This is a genomic window from Paracidovorax avenae ATCC 19860, assembly GCF_000176855.2.
Lineage (GTDB): Bacteria > Pseudomonadota > Gammaproteobacteria > Burkholderiales > Burkholderiaceae_C > Paracidovorax > Paracidovorax avenae.
On record NC_015138.1, the window covers coordinates 343,396 to 364,626 of the forward strand.

Consider the following 21,231-nt stretch of genomic DNA (forward strand, 5'->3'; position numbering starts at 1 on the left):
GGTCGTCCGGGCGTCTCACCGGCCGGTGACCAGCCGCGTGCCCTCGGCTTCCTCGATCCTTCCGCGCAGCAGCCCGTTGCGGTCCACGGTCAGGTCGGTGATGCGGTAGGGGGTGTCGGTGGTAGTGGTGCCGCCGTCGCTGAAGCAGGTGCGGGTGCCTTCCGAGGCCAGTCCGTTGCCGGCCAGGCGGTAGGTGCCCTTGTATTCGCAATAGTTGCCGGTCGTGGGCGTTGCCTTCATCTGGAAGACATCGCTGCGTGCGGCGATATCGAGCAGGGTCCGCATGCCTTCGTAGTTCCCGAACGGATACACGTAGGCGGCGAAGGCCCTGTTGAAGCGTTCGGTGTGGTCTTCGTAGCGATAGCGGGAAATACGGCGCGGCGTGGACTCGAAGGGCAGTTTGATCGTGCCCGTGGTGGGGCTGTCGAAATCCAGCTGCGCTTCGCCCACCGTCGAGGCCTCTTCGCCGGATGACGCGGGTCCGCCGATCGCCGGGCCGTTGCGGTATTCCTTCAGGATGACGGAGTAACGGGTAGCCGCGGCGCGGTCCGGCGTGACACCCTGCAGGAACATCGACGAGCCATCGGGGCGGTACCCGAGGTACGAGACGAACATCGTCCGGCTGCCATCCTGCGCATCGATCTGCAGGCTGCGGCCGGGCCGTCCGTCCAATTCGTCGTCGAAGCTCCACATTCCCGGCTGAACCACGGCATAGCTGCGCCGGACGGTGGCGCAGGTCAGGGGGCTGTCGAGGAAGACGGCTCCCGCTCTGCAAGGGCCCATCAGGTAGGTCGTGCTGTCGCCGGAACGCAGCGTGCCGGTGAAGATCCCGTAACTGTCTATGGAGAAGCGCTCCGCACGAAAGGTGCTGCTGCGCTGCGTACCGTTCGCATCGGTGCAGACCCTGGTGCCCTCGGACTCCACCCCCGCGCCGCGGGGCTGGTACGGGCCCGAATATGTGCACAGGCTGCCGTCCGACGTGGTCTGCTGGCGCAGGCGGAACGTACCCTGGGCGAGTTGCATATCGTAGTTCTGGACGTTGATGGGCTGGGGCTGTGCGAAGGCCGCCAGGATGAAATCTCTCCGGAATGGTTCGTTCCACAAGGTCTGGTACGTCAGCCGCGAGATGCGCCGCGGCACGTCGCCGGGCAGCGTCACGGTACCGGACGTGGGAGTGTCGAAGCTGAGCTGGACGGTGCCCAGGCTGGCAGCCGGCTCTCCGTTGCCGGTGGATCCGCCGATCACGGGGCCGTTGCGGAACTCCTGCAGCGTGCCGGTGAACGCGGTGCTGCCCGCCGGACGCAGGCCGCTCGCCTGCAGGAAGAGGGAGGATCCATTGGACCGGTAGCCCACGTAGGAGACGACCATGCCCTGGCCTTCCTGGGTGTCGATCTGCAGGCCGCGTCCCGGCTTGCCATTCTGCTCGCCGTCGAAGGCCCACATGCCGGGCTCGGGCTCCGCGCCCGCCGCCGCGGTGGTTTGCGCCCAGGCCGGTGCGACGCCTGCCGCGGAAGCGGCCAGGGCAAGCGCGCACGCCAGAGCAAGGCGTGCCGGGCGAGCACGCCGGAGTGGGCGGGCGATGGTGGTGTTCTGCATGGGTTGTCCCTCCTGTGCATGGTGGCGTGAATGCGAAGTATTTACTAAAGCGTAAAACGCGCTTCCTGCCTACCCCTCCTGGGTAGGCTTCTGGTATCAATGGATACCAAAAATGACCTTTGTGACGGGTCGTTGCGCAACCTTCGCGGCCTGCGCTGGTACGGTTGGCACCAGCCCCAGGGCACCATTTTTCGGGAGCCGGGCGCGTCAGAACGGGCAGGAGGAGACATGACCACCGACAACGACAATTCCGTCAAGGACCGCTCAGCGTTCGAGACAGCCGTCTGGATGCTCAAGGTGGAGATGGGCAATGCCGGCGCGCACATGACCATCGACGGCAATGCCCGGCTCGCCTATACCCGCCAGATCGACGCCATGGCCAATGAACTGCGCACCCAGGCCCTGTCGGGGCGCATCACCTGGGCGCAGGCCGCGCAGCAGGCGCAGGACACGCGCAACGTGATCATGGAAGTGATCCGCGGGCGCAGCACTCCCTTCGGGCGGGCCATGGCACAGCAGCTCAAGGCCGAAGGCAAGACGCTCAACGAACTCATCGCGCGCAAGGTGCAGCAGCTGCATGGGCCGGGCGCGCAGTTCGACCGGCTCACGGCGGCGCAGCAGAACGGCGTCTATGCGGAGATCGTGAAGTCGGCTGGCAAATCCAATCCGCGCGTCACCCAGACCATGCGGGGGCTGTCGCGCGCGGGGCGGGGGCTCATCGTGCTGTCGCTGGCGCTGTCGGTGTACAACGTGGCGACGGCGCAGGACAAGGTCGCGGCGACCGGCCGCGAGGTGGCCGTGACCGGCGCGGGCATCGGCGGCGGCATGGCCGGCGGCGCGCTCGCGGGCCTGGCCTGCGGTCCGGGGGCGCCGGTCTGCGTGGCGGTCGGTGCCTTCGTGGGGGGCGCACTGGCCGCCTTCGGTGTGGACATGCTCTGGTGAGGCGCCCGGTCCATGGATGTCCTCGCTCCCGAAGAACTGTCCCTCCATCTCCTGCGGGAGGCCGACGCGCGGCACAAGCCACTGAGCGACATCGTGCTGGCCGGCCAGCGCACCGGCCGCACCGTGGAGGCCGCGCTACTGGAGGCCGCGTTCCGCTGCGACAGCGGCTATCTGCTGTTCACCACCGACGACGTGCCGGACGAGGAATTCCTCGGCATTCACCTCTTCAGCCCCAGCCTGGAACTGCTGGACTCCGCCACCCTCGGCGGCATGTATTCCACCGGCAGTTTCCTGCTGCTGGGCGTGGAGGGAACGGACACGGTGCGGTTCCGGTTCATCGGCGGCACGGACTGGCGGCTGAGGGTGCTGCCGCGGCCCCGCCTGCGCGTGCCCCTGATGCCGGAGGCGCGCGGGGTCTCCAGGCCGCTGGGGTTCTCCCGGCGTTTCGAGATCACCGGGCGGCCCCAGCGCGAGCTGTCCGACTGACCGGGGGGCTCAGGGCGCGGGGCTGGCGAGCGCCGCCTCGATGTCCGCGGCGAGCGATGCGGGCTTGTCGGTGGGGGCATAGCGGCGGATTACCTGGCCGTCCCGGCCGACCAGGAACTTGGTGAAGTTCCACTTGATGGCCTTGGTGCCTAGCAGGCCCGGCGCCTCCGCGGTCAGCCAGCGGTAGAGCGGCGGCGCCTCCGATCCGTTCACGTCGATCTTGGCCATCATCGGGAAATCCACGCCGTAGTTGCGCTGGCAGAACGCGGCGATCTCGCCGTTCGATCCCGGATCCTGCCGGCCGAACTGGTTGCACGGAAAGCCCAGCACGGCAAGCCCGCGGTCCGCGTAACGCTGGTGCAGTTCCTGCAGGCCCGCGAACTGCGGCGTGAAGCCGCAGGCGCTGGCGGTGTTTACGATGAGGAGCACGCGTCCCGCGTACTGGCGCAGCGGCACCGTCTGGCCGTCCATCTGCAGGGCATCGAAGTCATAGGCGGAGGTCATCTCGGCGTCTCCCGGTGAAGAAAGGGCCCGCGACGGGGGCCTCACGCGCATTGTCGCAAGGACCGCGGGAGGCTGCGCACCCGCCTGCGGCTTCAGCGCCGCTGCAGCGAAGCCAGCAGCGCGGCCAGCACGATCATGCCGCCGCCCAGCAGCGTGCGCGGCTGCAGCGCGGCCGCCGACAGCAGCACCGACGACACGCTGGCGAACACCACTTCCGAGAGCATCACGATCGCCGTCGTGCCTGCCGCCAGCCGGGATGCGCCGAACTGCAGCGCCCAGTTGCCCAGCAGCAGCACGCCCGCGAGCAGCGCTGCCGTGGCGATCCAGGTGGCGTTGGGCGCGGGGAAGGGCTCCACCACGCCCGCGTGCAGGCCGATCGTGCCCACCGCGAGCGCCATCAGCATGCAGCCGCCGAACATCGAGAACATGCGGGCCTGCCCCGGAACTGCATGCAGGCGCCGCAGCGTGACGTTGGTGAGCGCGAACATGAAGCCGCCCAGCAGGGCGAGGCCGTCGGCCATCGACAGCCCGTGCAGCAGTGCCTGCGCGGACGCGTCCCTGGGCCAGATCACCAGCACCACGCCTGCGAAGGCCAGCGCCAGCCGCGCGATCGCCCCGGCCGTGGGGCGCTCGCCGAGCACCTTCCAGGCCAGCAGCACCGCCCAGGCGGGCATCAGGTAGAACAGCAGGATCACGCGCACCACGTCGCCCACGGTGACCGCCCAGTTGAAGGCCACGTTGTTCAATCCCGAGCTGAGGGCGAGCAGCCATAGCTGCGGATGCGCGCACAGCTGCGCCCAGAGGCCCGGGCGCAGCGCCAGCAGCGCGACCAGCACGCCGCAATACATCACTGCCGTGGCCCAGAGCGGGTGGAGGCCGGCTGCGTGCATCAGCCGGAAGGGCCACCATGCCAGCCCCCAGACGAAGGCATTGAACAGCAGGGCGAGGATGGGCAGCGGGGTGGTCATGGAATATCCGGGCCGAAATGGCGGCGGGTGCCTGGAGGCGGGTGTTCCGCGCACCTGCGCCGGATGCGGCCCGCGGGGGCCGGTCTTCAGTGGTGGTGGTCGTGCCGCGCGAGGTGCAGCAGGTGCTCCACCTCGTCGTGATGGCGGGTGCAATTGTGGATGTGCCAGCGCCGGATCATCCACATCACGCCCGCCACCACGAGCCCGAAGGCCGTGATCGCGCCGAACACCGACAGCCCCATCTTGAGCGAGAGGCTGTAGAACGCGCCCAGCCCCAGGATGGCCGCCTGTTCGTTGAAGTTCTGCACGGCGATGGACCGGCCGGCGCCCATGAGGTTGTGGCCGCGGTGCTGCAGCAGCGCGTTCATGGGCACGACCAGGTAGCCGCCCAGGCCGCCAAGGAGGATCAGGAAGGGAATGGCGATCCAGATGCTCTTGATGAACACCATCAGGATCAGCAGCACGCCCATGGCGATGCCCAGCGGGATGACCTTGGTGGCCATGTCCAGCCGCATGCGCATGGAGGCCACCACGGCCCCCACCGCGGTGCCGATGGCCACCACGCCCGTGAGCGCCGACGCCTGGGTGGTGTTGTAGGCCAGCGCGGCGGCCGCCCAGGCCAGCACGATGAACTTCAGGTTGCCGCCGGCGCCCCAGAAGAGGGTGGTGGTGGCCAGGGAGATCTGCCCGAGCTTGTCGCGCCAGAGGCGGTTGTTGCAGGCCCAGAAATCGGGGAGCAGCGCCAGCGGGTTGCGCGGCATGGGGCGCATTTCGACACCGGTGTGCGGAATGCGGGTGTTGAACCAGGCGGCGGCGAGATAGACGGTGATGAGCGTGGCGATGGCCGCCTCGGCCGCGGTGTCCACGCCGGTGTCCACGAACGGGATGTCCACCGACAGCAGCCATCCGGAGATGTTGGGGCCCACCAGCTGGCCGCCCAGCAGCACGCCCAGGATGATGGAGGCGATCGTGAGGCCCTCGATCCAGCCATTGGCCTTGACCAGCTGCGAGGCCGGCAGCAGCTCGGTGAGGATGCCGTACTTGGCGGGGGAGTAGGCCGCGGCACCCAGGCCCACCACCGCATAGGCGATGAGCGGATGGGAGCCGAACAGCATCATGAGGCAGCCGACGACCTTGATCGCGTTGCTCACGAACATGACCTTGCCCTTGGGCATCGCGTCCGCGAAGGCGCCCACGAAGGGGGCCAGCACCACGTAGAACAGGGCGAACATGGGCACCAGCGCGGCCCGCTGCCATTCCGGGGAGCCGTTGGTGCGCAGCAGTTCGACGGCCGCCACGAAGAGTGCGTTGTCGGCCAGCGAGCTGCAGAACTGCGCCGACATGATGGTGTAGAAACCGCGCTTCATCGAATGGCTGTGGGGTGCATCAGCGGAACTGATGCCCTGTTAAATCTCGGACCCGGCTGCAAGTGACTGGCGGTTATATCACGCGCCCTGTACGCTCCGATGCCAGAATTCCCCCCTTTCCGCCTGCCGTCCAGCCTCCATGCCGCGCCCCATACGAGCCACGATCCACACTGCTGCACTGCAGCAAAACCTGGCACGCGCCCGTGCCGCCACGCCTGACGCCCGCGTGTGGGCCGTGGTCAAGGCCAATGCCTACGGCCACGGCATCGAGCGCGCGTTCGAAGGGCTGCGCGGGGCGGACGGCTTCGCGCTGCTGGACCTGGGCGAGGCCGAGCGGGTGCGCCAGCTGGGATGGCGGGGACCCATCCTGCTGCTGGAGGGGGTGTTCGAGCCGCGCGACCTGGAACTGTGCTCGCGCCTGTCGCTCTGGCACGTGGTGCATTGCGACGAGCAGATCGACTGGCTTTCCGCGCACAAGACGCATGCGCCGCACCGGGTCTTCCTCAAGATGAATTCGGGCATGAACCGCCTGGGCTTCCCGCCGGCGCGCTACCGGGCGGCCTGGGCACGCCTGAATGCGCTGCCGCAGGTGGACGAAATCTCGTTCATGACCCACTTCAGCGACGCCGACGGGCCGCGCGGCATCGCCCACCAGATCGAAGCCTTCTGCACCGCCACGCAGGACCTGCCGGGCGAGCGCACGGTCAGCAACAGCGCCGCCACCCTGCGGCATGCCGGTGGCGACGCGCGGGTGCGCGGCGACTGGGTGCGTGCGGGCATCGTGCTCTATGGCAGCGCCGCCGACCACCCCGAACACACGGCTGCGCACTGGGGCCTCGCGCCCACCATGACGCTGTCGGCGCGCATCATCGGCACCCAGCAGCTGCAGGCAGGGGATACGGTGGGCTACGGGTCGTCCTTCACGGCGGACCGGCCGCTCGCCATCGGCGTGGTGGCCTGCGGCTATGCCGACGGCTATCCGCGCCATGCCCCCACGGGCACGCCGGTGCTGGTGAACGGCGTGCGCACCCGCACCGTGGGCCGGGTGAGCATGGACATGATCACCGTGGATCTCTCTCCGCTGCACGAGGCCGGCGTGGAGGCGGGCGTGGGCAGCGAGGCCACGCTCTGGGGCCGGGCGTCCTGCGGGGCCGTGCTATGCATCGACGATGTGGCACAGCCGGCCGGCACCGTGGGCTACGAGCTGATGTGCGCCCTGGCGCCGCGGGTGCCGGTGGTGGTGGACTGATGCCCGCCGGGCGTACGCGGCCCGGCCAGCGCGCCGGGGGATCGAACTGGCGCCGCGTGCGCACGCCCGGGCGCACGCTGGAGGCTTCGCTGCTCAGCCGCTACCAGTTGCGAGTGCACGGCTGGTGCATCGGTGCCTTCATGATGGCCTTCATGTGGGCGGTTTCGCACACGCAGATGGTGCTGGGCGTGGAGTCGCTCGCCGTGCGTTACCTGGCCACGCTCGGGGCGGGCTATGTCGCCTACCTGCTGGTGCTGCGGCTCTGGGCTGCGCGGCTCGTGCGGTTGCCTGCCCGGAGCGCGCGGAACCGGAGCGAGGAGGATGTGGATGCCTCCAGCGGCGTGGATGTGCTCGACGTGGCCGACGCCCTGTACGACGCCGGCGACCTGGCCGCACGGGCCGTGCGCAGTGCCGGCGGGCGATCGCCCACGCTGCCGCAGTCCGGCGGCGGCGATTTCGCGGGGGCCGGGGCGGATGGCCATTTCGGCGACGCCCTGGGCGACATGGCGGGCAACGCCCTGGGCGCCGCCGCCGAGGCCGACGAGGGCGCGGTGGTGGTCGTGCCCGTGGTGGCGATCTTCCTCATCGGCGCGGCCGTGCTGTTCGGGGCGGGGGCGCTCGCGCTGCTGTACTTCGGCTTCGACGTGCTGCTGGCCGTGGCGGTGGAGCTGGCGTTCTCCTATGCCACGGCGCGCGCTGCCATGGGCGTGGAGCGCGCGGGCTGGCTCGCGGCCGCCGTGCGCCTCACCTGGAAGCCCCTGCTGGGCGCGCTGCTGTGCGCCGTGGTGCTAGGGGCCGCGCTCGACCGCTTACTGCCCGAGGCGCGGTCGCTGCCGCAGGCGGTGCGCATGCTCCAGGGCGGCCACCGCTGAACCTGCGTTGCGGGATGGGCGCGGGCTGCGCACGCGGCCCCGCATATCGATACAACCACAAAGTCGTTCTGCGGGTACGGCCGGCTTGGCATAGTGGCACCCTCGCTGCGGAGCAGCCCCATTCGAGAAGAAGACACCACCATGCGATTTTCCCGCACCCTCCTGGCGGCCGCGTTCGCGGCCTCGCTCACGGCAGCCCTGCCCCTGGCCGCGCAGGCCGCCACCTTCCGCTTCGCCCGGTCGGCCGACGTGACCACCTGGGACGTGCATGCGCACAACGTGGGCCCGAACAATGTGCTGCATTCGGCGGTGTACGAGACGCTGGTCGAATACAACAGCAAGACCTTCAAGCCCGAGCCGCAGCTGGCCACCGCCTGGAAGCAGGTGAGCCCGACGCAGCTGCGCGTCACGCTGCGCCAGGGCGTGAAGTTCAGCGACGGCTCGCCGCTCACGGCCGAGGACGTGAAGTTCTCGCTGGAGCGCGCGAAGGCCAGGACGTCGAACTATGCGGTCTATGCCCAGGGCATCGACCGCGTGCAGGTGGTGGACGCGCAGACCATCGACATCTTCTCGGACGTGCCCAACCCGGTGCTGGTGAACCAGCTCACCGAACTGCGCATCCTGAGCAAGCCCTGGGCCGAGAAGAACAACGCGACCACCCCCAAGGACATCAAGACCAGCGACGAGCCCTATACGCACCGCAACGCGCTGGGCACGGGTCCGTTCGTGCTCAAGTCGTGGTCGCCCGACCAGCGCACCGTGCTCGCGGCCAACCCCTACTGGTGGGGCAAGGGAAAATTCGCCGGCAACGTGACCGATGTGGTCTATACCCCGATCAAGTCCGATGCGACCCGTACCGCGGCGCTGCTGTCGGGCGAGGTGGACTTCGTGCTCGATCCCAGCCCGCAGGACATCGCCCGCGTGCGCCAGACGCCGGGCTTCAAGGTGCTGGAAGGCCCGGAGAACCGCACGCTGTTCCTGGGGCTGGACCAGTTCCGCGAGGAACTGCCCGGATCGAACGTGAAGGGCAGGAACCCGCTCAAGGACGTGCGCGTGCGCCGCGCGCTCTACCAGGCGATCGACATCCAGGCCATCCAGCGCGTGACGCTGCGCGGCCTCGCGCAGCCCACCGGCGCGCTGATCGCGCGGCAGGTGAACGGCTGGACGCAGAAGGCCGACGTGCGCTGGCCCTACGACGCCGCCGCCGCGCAGAAGCTGCTGGCCGAGGCGGGCTATCCGCAGGGCTTCGAGGTCGATTTCGCGTGCAGCGCGGGACGCTACACGAACGACGAGCAGCTCTGCCAGGCGATCACGGCGCAATGGGCCAAGGTGGGCGTGCGCGCCAAGCTGCGCACCCAGCCGTTTTCCACGTACTTCCCGATGATCCAGCGCAACGAGGCCAGCATCTACCTGCTGGGCTGGGGCGTGCCGACCTTCGATGCGTTCTATTCGCTGCAGTCGCTGGTCCGCTCGCCCGGCGCGGGCGGCGACGGCAACTTCAACCTGGGCCGCTTTTCCGATCCGCAGCAGGACGCGCTGATCGAGCGCATCAAGAAGGAGACGGACCCGGCCACGCGCAACGGCCTCATCGAGCAGGCGCTGCTGAAGGACCACGAGCTCATCTCGCACATCCCGCTCTACAACCAGATCATCCCCTGGGCCGCCACGCAGAAGGTGGAGCTGCCGCACCGTGCCGACAACCGCATCGACTGGCGCGTGCTGAAGGTGGCTAACTGACCGTCAGCCGGTGACCGTCCCGCTGGCCTCACCCAGGCCGATGCGCACCGCGCCCTCGCGCTCGCACCAGCCGCGCAGCGTGACCGTGTCGCCGTCCTCCAGGAAGCTGCGCTCCTCGCCCGTGGGCAGGCGCACGGGCTGGCGACCGGCCGCGGCCAGTTCCAGCAGCGAGCCGGCCTCCTGCGGCCCGGGGCCGGACAGCGTGCCCGAGCCGAGCAGGTCGCCGCTCTGCAGGTTGCAGCCGTTCACCGTGTGGTGCGCCACCAGCTGCGCGGGCGTCCAGTAGGCAGCGCGCGCGGTGCCGGTGCGTGACAGCCGCACTGGCGGCAGGCCCTGCGCGCGCATGCGCTCCGTCTGCAACAGCACTTCCAGCGTGATGTCGAAGGCACCCGAGGCGCGGTGGGCGGGTGAGTCCAGGTAGGGCAGGGGCTGTGGATCCTCCTGCGGCCGCGTGAAGGGCGCGCGGAACGGAGCCAGGGCCTCCAGCGTCACCACCCAGGGCGAGAGCGTGCTCGCGAAATTCTTCGAGAGGAACGGGCCCAGAGGCTGGTACTCCCAGCCCTGGATGTCGCGCGCGCTCCAGTCGTTGAAGAGCGCGACGCCGAACAGGTGGTCCTCGGCCTCGCCGATGCCGACGGGCTCTCCCTGTGCGTTGCCCGCACCGATGAACCATCCCAGTTCCAGTTCGTAGTCCAGCCGCCGGCTGGGCGCGAGCACGGGCGCCGCGGCATCGGGGGCCTTGAGCTGGCCGCGGGGGCGCCGCACTGCTGCGCCGCTCACGCCGATGGAGGAGGCGCGGCCGTGGTAGCCGATGGGCACCCACTGGTAGTTGGGCAGCAGCGGGTTGTCGGGACGGAACTGGCGGCCCACGTTGGTGGCGTGGTGCACGCTCGTGTAGAAGTCGGTGTAGTCGCCGATGCGGCAGGGCACGAGCATCCCGGTGCCCGCCTGGGGCAGCAGCGCGCCCTTCCAGGCGGCCTGCTGCGGGCTGCCGGCGGCGAGGCCCTGCGAAAGGCGCGCCCGCAGGGCCCGGCGTGCCTGCGGCCCTGCGGCCATCAGCGCGTTCATGTCGTCGCCGGCCACGAGGCCCGCGGCCTGCAGGTCCAGGATCCGGTCGCCGATGGCCACGCCGATGCGGGCGCCGCCGTCCTGCGCGCGGAAGCGGCCGAAGGGCAGGTTCTGGATGGGAAAGTCGCAGCCCGCGGCGTTGGCAGATTCGACCCAGCTGCGCAGGGATGGGGCGTGGGTGGCGTCGGTGTGCTGTGGCATGGCTGTGTCTCAGTCCACGGTCATCCCGGCCTTGCGGGCCACCTGGCCCAGGCGGTCGTACTCGCGCAGCGTCAGCGCTCCCAGTTCGGCCGCGGAGGAGCCGCGGGGCGTGAAGCCGGCGGCCTGCAGGCGGTCTTTCACGGCGGGGTCGGCCAGTGCTTCCTGCAGGGCCTTGTCCAGGCGCTGCACCACCGGGGCCGGCATGCCGGCGGGGCCATAGACCCCGAACCACGGCTCCACCGCATAGCCGGCGAGGCCCGCCTCGGCCAGGGTGGGCACGTCGGGCAGGGCCGGCGAGCGCTGCGATCCGGCCACGGCCAGCGCCCGCAGCTTGCCGGCCTGGATGTGCGGCAGCGATGCGGGCAGGTTGTCGAACGCCACGGGCACCTGGCCTGCGATCAGGTCGGTGATGAGCGGGGCGCTGCCCTTGTAGGGCACGTGCGTCCATTCGGTCTTGCTCAGTTGCCCGAACAGCACGCCGGCCAGGTGCATGGACGTGCCCGCGCCCGCGGTGGAGAACGGCAGGCCGGGGTGCTTGCGTGCGTAGTCGATCAGTTCGGCCACGTTCTTCACGGGCAGCGCGGGGCCGGCTTCCAGCACGATGGTCGATTGGCCCAGCAGGCCCACGGGAGTGAAGTCCTTGCGCGGGTCGAAGGGCATCTTCTTGTAGATGTGCGGGTTCAGCGCGTTGGTCGAGATCGCACCCATGCCCACGGTGTAGCCGTCGGGCGCGGCCTTGGCGACCGCATCCATGCCGATGTTGCCGCCCGCGCCGCCGCGGTTGTCGATGACGACGGGCTGGCCCAGCGTCTGCGCCATGCGCGCGCCCACCGTGCGTGCCACGAGGTCCGTGGTGCCGCCTGCCGCGTAGGGCACGATGAAGCGGATGGGGCGGGAGGGGAATGCCTCCTGCGCGGCCAGGGGGGCGCAGGCGGCGCCCAGCAGCAGGGCCGCGGCGGCACCCATCGCCGCGCGGCGCGGCATGGCAGGGGAATCGGACGGGATGGAACGCATGCTGTCTCCTGGTGGTGGTTGCCGCGATTGTTGCCAGCCTTCCCGGCCGCGCCAGCGGTTTGTCCACGGTGTGGACAAGAAGCCGCGGGATTCCATTCCCAGCCGGGTATGCTGGCGCCATGACCACCGTGGTGCTCGACCGCGTCCTGCGCATCCTCGACCAGCTCTCGCGCTACGACGCGGGAGGACTCTCGCTGTCGGACATCGCCCGCCAGTCGGGCATTCCCCATCCGACCGTGCACCGCCTGCTGCGCGATCTAGCGCAGGCGCGCCTCGTGACGCTGCTGCCCGACGGGCGCGGTTACGTGCTGGGCCGGCTGGCCTACGAGGTGGGGCTGGCAGCACGTGCGCGGCACGACGTGGCGCCGCTTTTCGCGGCCTCCCTGCGCCGCCTGGCGGAGGCCACGGGCTACGCCGCCTACCTGTTCGTGCGCAGCGGCATCGAGGCCGTCTGCCATGACCACACCCATGCGCAGCGGCTCGATCCGCCCCTGTCCGTCACCGTGGGCGGCCGGCGCCCGCTGGGCGTGGGCGCCGCGGGCCTGGCCCTGCTCGCCGCGCAGGACGATATCCGTGTGGAGGCGTCGCTCGCCGCCCATGCCGGAGTGCTCGGGCGCTACGGCGGGCTCGACGTGCCGTCGCTGCGCATCCTCATCGCGCAGACGCGCGCCCTGGGCTATGCCCGCAGCGGCGGCTGCCTGAACACCAACACCGCCGCCGTGGGCCATGCCGTGCGCGACCCGGGCGGCTGCGCCTTCGCGGCCGTGAGCCTGTCCACCACCGTCGCGCGCCTCACGCAGCGCGAGGCCGCCCGCCTCGCATCGCTGCTGCGCGCGGAGATCGCGCAGATCGAGCCGCGCGTGCGCTTCGCGTGGAGCGACGAGGCCGCGCTGCGGTGATGCGCACGACGTGGCGCATCCCCCGTGTGCACCTCGTGCCACCGCGTTCCATGGAAGCCGGCACGGCGCCACCCCTCCGATGGCCGCGGAGCAGGCCATGCCAGCAGACGCCGTGGAACCGGCTTTGCCGGGCCACTGACGTCGTCCCCCTGCCCGCCGTACGCAGTACGGCGAGAGCGGGGGCTGAGTGCCGCGGCTCCGAGCCTGCCTGCGCAGGCTTGGACGTGCACGAAGGGCAGCCGCCTCTGGCGGCCGCGTGGAGCGGCGCAGCCGCTCAGGGGGGTGTCATTTCTTTCAGGCCAATGCCTGCTGCACCGCCGGGCGCGCCGCCACGCGCTGAGAGTGAGCGTGGACCTTGGGAAAGCGCGCGATGTCCACGCCGTCGCTGGCCAGCCAGCCGGCGACGGTGAACAGGTAGCCGTCGGCCACCGTGTACTGGTCGCCCATCACCCAGGGACCGTCGCCGAGGGTGTGGTGCTCGATCATCTCGAAGCACTCGGTCATGTTCTGCGGCACCTTGCGCTGCATCGCGGCGATGGCCTCGGGCTCGTCGGCCCAGCGGATCGCGCGGGGGCGGTGCGCATGGGCGACATGCACGGTGGAGGCCAGGTAGCTGTGGAACTCCTGCATGCGCGCGAAGCCGTAGGCATCGGTGGGCGCGAGGCGCGCCTGCGGAAAGCGCTGCGCCACATAGGCGAGCAGGGCGGGTGTCTCGGTCAGCGTGCCCTCTTCGGTGACCAGCGCGGGCACGCGGCCCTTGGGGTTGACCGCGAGGTATTCCGGGCTGCGCTGCTCGCCGGCCGGGAAATCGAGGCGCACCAGGCGGTGCTCCGCGCCGGCTTCATGCAAGGCGATGCGGACCGCCTGCGCGCAGGTGCCGGGGGTGTAGTAGAGGGTGAGGGCAGGGGTCATGGTCGGGTTTCGTTGCGGATGGAGAGGCGGTTGGATGCGAACAGGCGCACGAGGCCCAGCAGCGCATCGGTGTGGGGCGTGGGCACGCCGGTGGCACGGCCCAGTTCATGTACCGCGCCCACCAGGGCGTCGATCTCCAGCGGCTTGCCGGCCTCCACGTCCTGCAGCATGGAGGTCTTGAAGGCGCCGAGCTTGCGCGTCACCGCGTGCCGGTCCTCGGGCTGCTGGTCGATGTGCAGGCCCAGGCGATCGCCGATGGCCTTGGCCTCCAGCATCACGGCGGAGACGAAGCCGCGCACGAGGTCGTCTTCCAGGATGCGGTCGGTGGTGGCGCCGGTCAGGGCGCTGATGGGGTTGATCGTCATGTTGCCCCACAGCTTGAACCAGATGTCCTGCTGGATGCGCGGGGACTGTTCCACCTCGATGCCGCCGCGGGCGATGAGCGCCGAGAGCGCCTCCAGGCGCGGGGTGATGCCGCCGCCGGCCTCGCCCAGGATGAGCCGGTTGCCGAAATGCTGCCGCACGATGCCGGGCCCATCGAGCGAGCAACTGGCATGCACCACGCCGCCGACCACCCGTTCGGTGGGAATGGCGCGTGCCAGCGATCCGCCCGGGTCCACGGAAGCCAGCTCCCGCCCATGCGCCGGGCCGGAGCATCCTTCCAGGAACCACCACGGAACGCCGTTCATGGCCGTGAGCACGGTGGTAGCGGGGCCCAGCAGCGGCGCGATGCGCGCGGCCACATCGGACAGTGCGGGGGCCTTGACGGCCAGGACCACCACGTTCTGCGCACCGAGCGCGGCCGGATCGTCATGCGCCGCGACGGACGCGGCCTCGCAGGTGCCGTCCGGCCGGATGCAGCGCAGGCCGTGGGTGCGCAGGGCATCCAGTGTGGGGCCCCGCGCCACGAAAGACACGTCGGCACCGCCGCGCGACAGCGCCATGCCCAGCCAGCCGCCGATGGCGCCGGCACCATAGATCGCAACCTGCATCGTCTCCTGCCTCCTCGGGATCGCGCCGCCGTGGGCGCGTAATGGCCCGGCGCACGAAAAGCCATGCGCCGGGCCCGGGAAGGCTATTGTGCTGCGGGTGGGAGGCGCGTGCCCCGCAGCGGATGGGGAGGCGTCAGTTTGCGGCGCTGGCGGCGCCGGATGCCGCGGAGGCGGGAGGCGTGGTCGCCGTGCCGCCGAAGACGGCACCGCCGGAGGGGGTGGAGGACGCCGCGCCAGGGGCCGTTCCTCCGAAGACCGCGCCGCCGGAGCTGCTTCCGGAGCCCGACGTGCCCGCATCGGAGGCGGGCGGCGTGGTCGTCGGCGCCGGCGCGGTGGCAGGGGCCGGGGTGCTGGCCGGCGTGTTGTTCACGTTGCTTTCCTTGTTGCGGTCGCAGGCGGACAGGGCCAGCACCGATGCCAGCGCGATCGGGGCGGCCACCAGCCAGCGGCGCGATGCGGAAAGTGCGGTGTTCTTGGTCATAGATTCGTTCTCCGTTGAAGGAACAAGGCGGCGCCATGCCACCGGGAGGCCCATCCTAGGGAGGCCGCCGTCCGCGCGGAGTAGGATAGGGTTGACGACGCATTTGCTTACGGTTGCCCCGCTTTCCTGTACGGGCCCCCGCTGCGCGCCCCCTGAAAATCGGCATCGCCGGCCCCATCTGCATGCCTGGCGGCGTGCTGACCACCGGGTCTCGCTCCTCTCTCTCTGCACCTTCCTTTTCCCCGGCCCGCATCCTGCGGGCTCCCTCTGCCATGGCCAAAGACAAGACCGTTTTCACCTGTACCGAATGCGGGGGCACCAGCCCGCGCTGGCTCGGCAAGTGCCCCGCCTGCGGGGCCTGGAACACGCTGGTGGAATCCGTCGCCGAGTCCGGACCGGGCAAGAACCGCTACAGCACGCCGCAGCATGCGGGCCTGGCGCAGTCGCAGGCGGTGACGCCCCTGTCGGCCATCGAGGCCGCCGATGTGGCGCGCACCGCCAGCGGCATCGAGGAGCTCGACCGGGTGCTGGGCGGCGGGGTGGTCGAGGGCGGCGTGGTCCTCATCGGGGGGGATCCGGGCATCGGCAAGTCCACCCTGCTGCTGCAGGCGCTGGACGCGCTGCAGCGCCTGGGCCTGCCCACGCTCTACGTGACGGGCGAGGAAAGCGGCGCGCAGGTGGCACTGCGCTCGCGCCGGCTGGGGCTGGACCACAGCCAGGTGAACGTGCTGGCGGAAATCCAGCTGGAGAAGATCCTCGCCACCGTCGAGGCGACGCAGCCCGCCGTGGCCGTGATCGACTCGATCCAGACGGTCTATTCCGACCAACTCACCAGTGCACCGGGGTCGGTGGCCCAGGTGCGCGAGTGCGCGGCGCACCTCACGCGGGCGGCCAAGACCACGGGCGTGTCCATCATCCTCGTGGGCCACGTGACCAAGGAAGGGGCGCTGGCCGGTCCGCGCGTGCTGGAGCACATGGTGGACACGGTGCTGTACTTCGAGGGCGACACCCACAGCCAGTTCCGGCTGGTGCGCGCCATCAAGAACCGCTTCGGCGCGGTGAACGAAATCGGCGTGTTCGCCATGACCGAAAAGGGGCTGAAGGGCGTGACCAACCCCAGCGCCATCTTCCTGAGCCAGCACAGCGAGCCGGTGCCCGGCAGCTGCGTGCTGGTCACGCTGGAGGGCACGCGGCCCATGCTGGTGGAGATCCAGGCCCTGGTGGACGAGGGCGGGCCCAGCCCGCGGCGCCTGTCGGTGGGCCTGGACCGCGACCGCCTCGCCATGCTGCTGGCCGTGCTGCACCGCCATGCGGGCGTGGCCTGCATGGACCAGGACGTGTTCGTGAATGCCGTGGGCGGCGTGCGCATCAGCGAGCCGGCGGCCGACCTGGCGGTGATGCTGGCCATCACCAGCAGCCTGCGCGGGAAGGCCCTGCCCAAGGGCTTCCTCGCGTTCGGCGAAGTGGGGCTGGCGGGCGAGGTGCGGCCTGCGCCGCGCGGCCAGGAACGGCTGAAGGAGGCCGCCAAGCTGGGCTTCACCGTGGCCGTGGTGCCCAAGGCCAACGCGCCCAGGAAGCCCATCGAGGGCCTGACCATCCATGCAGTGGAACGGGTGGAGGAGGCCATGGAAGTCGTCAGAGGCCTGACTTGATCCCCCCTGGGTCGCCTCCGGTGCCTTCCGCGTAAGCACCATCCACAGCGAGGGGCTTGCTCGGGCCGACGACAATCGGCGCATGAACCTGCTGCGCCGCTTCTTCATTCCCGTCCTCATCGCCCTGCTCGTCATCGCGGCCTACCGCTCCTACGGCTGGCAGGGCGTTTTCGCCGTCGGCGGCGGGCTGCTCATGTGGGCGCTGCTGCATTTCACGCGGCTCATGAACATCATGCGCAAGGCCGCCGACCGGCCCATCGGCTACGTGGGCAGCGCCGTGATGCTGAACGCCCGCCTGCGTGAAGGGGTGAACCTGATGCACGTGGTGGCCATGACGCGCTCGCTGGGCGAGCTGCTGTCGCTCGAGGGCGAAGAGCCCGAGCGCTACCGCTGGACGGACGGAACGCAGTCGCACGTGACCTGCGAGTTCCGCGGCGGCCGGCTCGCCGCCTGGGAGCTCGTGCGGCCGGCGGCGCAGGCGGATGCCGGGGCCGGCGGTGCGGCAGATGGCGCTTCCGATGCGCTGCCGCCTGCCGCGGGGCCGTCCGCGCCGTAAAATCGCCGGTTTTGCGGCAGCAAGCCCCCGAAAAAGGAATCCCATGAGCCCCGTAGTTCCCTCGATGGCCGACCGTGACGGCAAGATCTGGATGGACGGCCAGATGGTGGATTGGCGCGACGCCAAGATCCACGTGCTGACCCACACGCTGCACTACGGCTGCGGCGCGTTCGAGGGCGTGCGGGCCTACCAGACGCCGCAAGGCACGGCGATCTTCCGCCTGCAGGAGCACACCGAGCGGCTCTTCAACAGCGCCAAGATCCTGCGCATGCAGATCCCCTTCACGCAGGACGAGGTGAACGAGGCACAGCGCGCCGTGGTGCGCGAGAACCGGCTCGCCTCCTGCTACCTGCGGCCGCTCACCTGGATCGGCTCGCAGAAGCTGGGCGTGTCGCCCAAGGGCAACCAGATCCACCTGATGGTCGCGGCCTGGGCCTGGGGCGCCTACCTCGGCGAGGAAGGCATGCAGCGCGGCATCCGCGTGAAGACCAGCAGCTACACGCGCCACCACGTCAACATCACGATGACGCAGGCCAAGGCGGTGAGCAACTACACCAACTCCATCCTGGCCAACATGGAGGCCACGGAAGATGGCTACGACGAGGCCCTGCTGCTCGATTCCGCCGGCTTCGTGTCCGAGGGCGCGGGCGAGAACATCTTCGTGATCAAGAACGGCGTGGTCTATACGCCCGACCTGTCGGCCGGTGCGCTCAACGGCATCACGCGCAACACCATCCTGCACATCTGCAAGGATCTCGGCATCGAACTCGTGCAGAAGCGCATCACGCGCGACGAGGTGTACATTGCCGACGAGGCTTTTTTCACCGGCACGGCCGCCGAGGTCACGCCCATCCGAGAACTCGACCGCATCGCCATCGGCGCGGGCAGCCGCGGCCCCGTGACCGAGAAGATCCAGGGCGCGTTCTTCGACATCGTGAACGGCCGCAATCCGAAATACGCCCACTGGCTCACGCTGGTCTGACCCCTTTTTGTCTCTCCTGTCCGCACAGCGCGACCCCCACCATGACGCAAGCCATCATCGAACTGCTCGCCAAGGACCTGAACCCGCAGGGCGGCGTCTTCTGCCCGAGCCCCAAGGCCGACATGAAGGTCTGGAACACCCACCCGAAGGTGTACCTGGACGTGGCCCATACGGGCGAGGCCAAGTGCCCCTACTGCGGCACGGTGTACCGCCTGAAGGCGGGTGAAACCGTTCGCGCGGGCCACTGAGCCGCGGCCGCCCTGGCGCGGCCCCGATGTGCGTGGCCCTACGCTGCCGGGCCGTCTCCGGCGCGCGCTGGCGCGGCGCCGCAGGCCTGTTGCCAGATGCTGCCGTCCGCCGGCCCGCCGTGCCGGGCGAACAGCTCCGAGAAATGCCGGCGCTCGCCGCCGCGCAGCTTGATGAGCGGCGCCGGCGCTGGCTCGGCCGGCACCAGGCACAGACGCGGATACAGCAGGTACCACTTCCAGCGCAGGGCCTGCTGGTAGAAGAAGGCCGTGTCTTCCGCCTTGAAGAGTGCGAGCCGGAAGGCGTTGCCCCGCCGCAGCACCTGCTGGGCCGCCACGTGGATCAGCAGATAGGCCGGGTCCGCGATGCCCTGCAGCCGTGCGGCTGCATCGTCCTGCCCGCGCACCTGCGCCAGGTAGGCGTCGGTGCCGGCGGTGACCAGCGCGTGGTGGAACTCCTGCTGCCAGGCGGTCACGAAGGGCGCGTGCGCGGGGGCGCCGAAGGCCCAGCTCTCGATCACCGGAAAGCGTTCGTCATGCGTGTACCCGCCCAGGTAGAAGCCTACGAATTCCGCGCCGCGCGACTGCCGCAGCGCGTCCATCCAGTGCAGCGGCCGCGTGAGCAGTATGGTGGCGTCGAGCCAGTAGCCGCCATGGTGGCGCACCAGGTAGAGGCGCACCCAGTCCGACTGCTTGGTCGGATGCAGCTGGGCGAAGCCCGGCGGCAGGTCGCCGGCCGCGACGAAATCGCCGATGTTGCGGCGGTTGACCACCTGCACCTCGAAGTCCGGGCAGTGGATGCGCCAGTTGGCGATGCACTGGTCCACCAGCGGATCGGCGGTTTCGGTATCCCAGTATGTCCACAGGCGTGGCGGGATCGGCTGGCCGGCAGCGGCGGGCGCGGCGCCGGGCTGGCCGTCGAACAGCACGGCCTGCGGCTGGCCCGGATAGCGTGCGTTGCCGCGGGGGCGCAGGCAGGCCACGAGGCGATAGGCCGCGCGCAGGGCGGGGGCAGAAATGCGAAGCGTCATGGAATACCGTGGCGGCCGGACTGCGCGGATGCGCGACGGTCGGCATTCTGGCACCGCGGCGCTGCGTTACGATCCGCCGCGGAGAGACCATCCGAATAAATATCCTGCGGCCTGCGCCATGCGTGCCGCCTTTTCCGTACCTGTGCCCGCGAAGCACGCCTTGCCCTTCCGATGACTCTCGCTGCCTTTTCCTCCTTGCTGGGGCCCGGCCCCTGGCCGCGTCGCCTCACGACGCTCGCCGCGTTCCTGGTGCCGGCCCTGGCGCTGACGCTGCCTTCCGGCTATTCCTACGGGGCCGTGCTGCTCCTGCTCGGGGCCCTGGCCACGCTCCCCCGCTGGGTGCGCGTGCGTCCCGACCGGGGGACCCTGGCCCTCGTCGCGGTGACCTTCGCGATGGGGCTGCTGTGGTGCGTGATGTCTGATCCGCGCGAAACCATGGGCCAGTGGGACCGCCCCATCAAGTTCATGCTGGGCGCCGTCTGCGGGCTGTTCATCGCCTCGCAGCCGCCCCGGCCGCGCCCGCTGTTCTGGGGGCTGCTCGTGGGCTGCATCGGCGCGGGCCTGGTGGCGTTGTGGCAGGTGCATGTGCAGGGCGCGCTGCGGGCTTCCGGATTCCCGACCGGCCGCACGAACGCCATCCAGTGGGGCAACCTGGCGTTGCTGCTGGGTTCGATGCTGGCCCTGCAACTGATCGTCCTGTGGCGCCAGCTTCCGCGCGTGGTCGCATGGCTGGCGGTCGTGGCCGCGCTCGGCGCCCTCAATGGCTCGGTGCTGTCGCAGTCCCGCGGAGGCTGGCTGGCCCTGCTGCTGGCGCTGCCCGTGGGCCTGTGGCTGCTGCATCGCCTGCATCCGGGACGGATCACCGCGATCACCGCCGTGCTGGTCACTGCGCTGGCCGTGCTCACGGCCATGAATTGGGGCGTGATGGAAAAGCGCTGGGAGCGGATGCAGGAAGAGGTGACGCAGTACGACACCCATGGCGAAGCCGACAACTCCGTCGGCCAGCGACTGGAGCACTGGCGCTTCGCCTGGAACGTGGGCATGGAGCGGCCCTGGACCGGCTGGGGCATGGCCGGCTACATGCAGGAGAAAGCCGCGCGGGTGGCCGCGAAGCAGTACGAGCCTTCGATCCTGGAGTACATCTATGTCCACAATGAGCCGCTGGACGTCTTCGTCAAGACCGGCATCGGGGGCGTGGTCCTCCTGCTGTGCTTCTACGGCGTGCCGCTCGCGCTGTTCTGGCCCAGCCGCCGCCGCATGGCCGCGGTGGCGTCCGAGCCCGAGCCGGTGCGTGCACAGGTGCTGGCGCTGCGGCTGTCGGGTGTGTGCATCCCGCTGCTCTATGCGGGCTTCGGGCTCACGCAGGTGTTTTTCGCGCACAACAGCGGCATCATGTTCTACATCTTCATGAACATGGTGATCTGGGCGGCCTTGCTGGGCATGCGTGTGCCGGCGGTGGTCGCCAGGGCATGAAACC

Annotated in this window: 21 protein-coding genes; 11 read left to right on the forward strand and 10 right to left on the reverse strand. The window is 70.1% G+C overall.

Annotated features, from left to right (window positions below; genetic code table 11):
- Positions 1-15 precede the first annotated feature (15 nt).
- Positions 16-1,596 carry a hypothetical protein gene (locus ACAV_RS01470; RefSeq protein ID WP_013592812.1) on the reverse strand — a complete coding sequence of 527 codons (1,581 nt, stop codon included), beginning with the start codon at positions 1,594-1,596 and terminating at the stop codon, positions 16-18.
- 228 nt (positions 1,597-1,824) lie between these two features.
- Between ACAV_RS01470 and ACAV_RS01475 the strand changes: the two genes are divergently transcribed.
- Positions 1,825-2,538: a hypothetical protein gene (locus ACAV_RS01475; protein ID WP_013592813.1), complete on the forward strand. Its 714-nt coding sequence runs from the start codon at positions 1,825-1,827 to the stop codon at positions 2,536-2,538.
- 12 nt (positions 2,539-2,550) lie between these two features.
- Complete coding sequence (locus ACAV_RS01480) at positions 2,551-3,024, forward strand: hypothetical protein (RefSeq protein ID WP_013592814.1); 474 nt, start codon at positions 2,551-2,553, stop codon at positions 3,022-3,024.
- A 9-nt stretch (positions 3,025-3,033) separates the two neighbouring features.
- On the opposite strand, the gene ACAV_RS01485 is transcribed toward ACAV_RS01480, so the two are convergent.
- From ACAV_RS01485 to lplT, 3 genes are all read right to left on the reverse strand, one after another.
- Entirely contained in the window at positions 3,034-3,528 is a 495-nt protein-coding gene (locus ACAV_RS01485) for a glutathione peroxidase (RefSeq protein WP_013592815.1), read from the reverse strand.
- 92 nt (positions 3,529-3,620) lie between these two features.
- Positions 3,621-4,496, reverse strand: a complete 876-nt coding sequence (locus tag ACAV_RS01490; RefSeq protein WP_013592816.1) for a DMT family transporter — start codon at positions 4,494-4,496, stop codon at positions 3,621-3,623.
- Positions 4,497-4,582: 86 nt separating this feature from the next.
- A complete protein-coding gene (gene lplT / locus ACAV_RS01495; RefSeq protein WP_013592817.1) occupies positions 4,583-5,863 on the reverse strand; it encodes a lysophospholipid transporter LplT in 1,281 nt (426 codons plus the stop codon).
- A 139-nt stretch (positions 5,864-6,002) separates the two neighbouring features.
- On the opposite strand from lplT, the gene alr reads away from it, so the two are divergent.
- From alr to ACAV_RS01510, 3 genes are all read left to right on the forward strand, one after another.
- Entirely contained in the window at positions 6,003-7,112 is a 1,110-nt protein-coding gene (gene alr / locus ACAV_RS01500; protein ID WP_013592818.1) for an alanine racemase, read from the forward strand.
- Positions 7,112-7,984, forward strand: a complete 873-nt coding sequence (locus tag ACAV_RS01505) for a hypothetical protein (RefSeq protein WP_013592819.1) — start codon at positions 7,112-7,114, stop codon at positions 7,982-7,984. Before alr ends, ACAV_RS01505 begins: the two co-directional genes overlap by 1 nt.
- Before the next feature lie 141 nt (positions 7,985-8,125).
- Complete coding sequence (locus tag ACAV_RS01510; protein WP_013592820.1) at positions 8,126-9,721, forward strand: ABC transporter substrate-binding protein; 1,596 nt, start codon at positions 8,126-8,128, stop codon at positions 9,719-9,721.
- Positions 9,722-9,724: 3 nt separating this feature from the next.
- Here ACAV_RS01510 and fahA read toward each other — a convergent pair whose 3' ends face one another.
- Both fahA and ACAV_RS01520 read right to left on the reverse strand, forming a co-directional pair.
- Positions 9,725-10,990: a fumarylacetoacetase gene (fahA, locus tag ACAV_RS01515; protein WP_013592821.1), complete on the reverse strand. Its 1,266-nt coding sequence runs from the start codon at positions 10,988-10,990 to the stop codon at positions 9,725-9,727.
- A gap of 9 nt (positions 10,991-10,999) precedes the next feature.
- Complete coding sequence (locus tag ACAV_RS01520) at positions 11,000-12,004, reverse strand: Bug family tripartite tricarboxylate transporter substrate binding protein (protein WP_013592822.1); 1,005 nt, start codon at positions 12,002-12,004, stop codon at positions 11,000-11,002.
- 119 nt (positions 12,005-12,123) lie between these two features.
- Between ACAV_RS01520 and ACAV_RS01525 the strand changes: the two genes are divergently transcribed.
- A complete protein-coding gene (locus tag ACAV_RS01525; RefSeq protein ID WP_013592823.1) occupies positions 12,124-12,903 on the forward strand; it encodes an IclR family transcriptional regulator in 780 nt (259 codons plus the stop codon).
- A 294-nt stretch (positions 12,904-13,197) separates the two neighbouring features.
- Here ACAV_RS01525 and ACAV_RS01530 read toward each other — a convergent pair whose 3' ends face one another.
- From ACAV_RS01530 to ACAV_RS01540, 3 genes are all read right to left on the reverse strand, one after another.
- Positions 13,198-13,815 carry a glutathione S-transferase family protein gene (locus ACAV_RS01530; RefSeq protein ID WP_013592824.1) on the reverse strand — a complete coding sequence of 206 codons (618 nt, stop codon included), beginning with the start codon at positions 13,813-13,815 and terminating at the stop codon, positions 13,198-13,200.
- On the reverse strand, positions 13,812-14,807 hold the full coding sequence (locus ACAV_RS01535; RefSeq protein ID WP_013592825.1) for a 2-dehydropantoate 2-reductase: 996 nt from the start codon (positions 14,805-14,807) through the stop codon (positions 13,812-13,814). Before ACAV_RS01535 ends, ACAV_RS01530 begins: the two co-directional genes overlap by 4 nt.
- Before the next feature lie 133 nt (positions 14,808-14,940).
- Positions 14,941-15,288 carry a hypothetical protein gene (locus ACAV_RS01540; protein WP_013592826.1) on the reverse strand — a complete coding sequence of 116 codons (348 nt, stop codon included), beginning with the start codon at positions 15,286-15,288 and terminating at the stop codon, positions 14,941-14,943.
- A 272-nt stretch (positions 15,289-15,560) separates the two neighbouring features.
- Here ACAV_RS01540 and radA point away from each other — a divergent pair, with 272 nt between their 5' ends.
- From radA to ACAV_RS01560, 4 genes are all read left to right on the forward strand, one after another.
- Complete coding sequence (radA, locus tag ACAV_RS01545; RefSeq protein ID WP_013592827.1) at positions 15,561-16,940, forward strand: DNA repair protein RadA; 1,380 nt, start codon at positions 15,561-15,563, stop codon at positions 16,938-16,940.
- Between the two features lie 82 nt (positions 16,941-17,022).
- Complete coding sequence (locus ACAV_RS01550; protein ID WP_013592828.1) at positions 17,023-17,496, forward strand: hypothetical protein; 474 nt, start codon at positions 17,023-17,025, stop codon at positions 17,494-17,496.
- Between the two features lie 43 nt (positions 17,497-17,539).
- The gene (locus ACAV_RS01555) at positions 17,540-18,478 is read left to right on the forward strand and encodes a branched-chain amino acid transaminase (protein WP_013592829.1); all 939 of its coding nucleotides are present in this window, start codon (positions 17,540-17,542) and stop codon (positions 18,476-18,478) included.
- Positions 18,479-18,519: 41 nt separating this feature from the next.
- Entirely contained in the window at positions 18,520-18,726 is a 207-nt protein-coding gene (locus ACAV_RS01560; RefSeq protein ID WP_013592830.1) for a zinc-finger domain-containing protein, read from the forward strand.
- A 38-nt stretch (positions 18,727-18,764) separates the two neighbouring features.
- Here the strand turns inward: ACAV_RS01560 and ACAV_RS01565 are convergent, their stop codons facing one another.
- A complete protein-coding gene (locus tag ACAV_RS01565) occupies positions 18,765-19,754 on the reverse strand; it encodes a glycosyltransferase family 32 protein (RefSeq protein ID WP_013592831.1) in 990 nt (329 codons plus the stop codon).
- 171 nt (positions 19,755-19,925) lie between these two features.
- Between ACAV_RS01565 and ACAV_RS01570 the strand changes: the two genes are divergently transcribed.
- A complete protein-coding gene (locus tag ACAV_RS01570) occupies positions 19,926-21,227 on the forward strand; it encodes an O-antigen ligase family protein (protein WP_013592832.1) in 1,302 nt (433 codons plus the stop codon).
- Positions 21,228-21,231 lie beyond the last annotated feature (4 nt).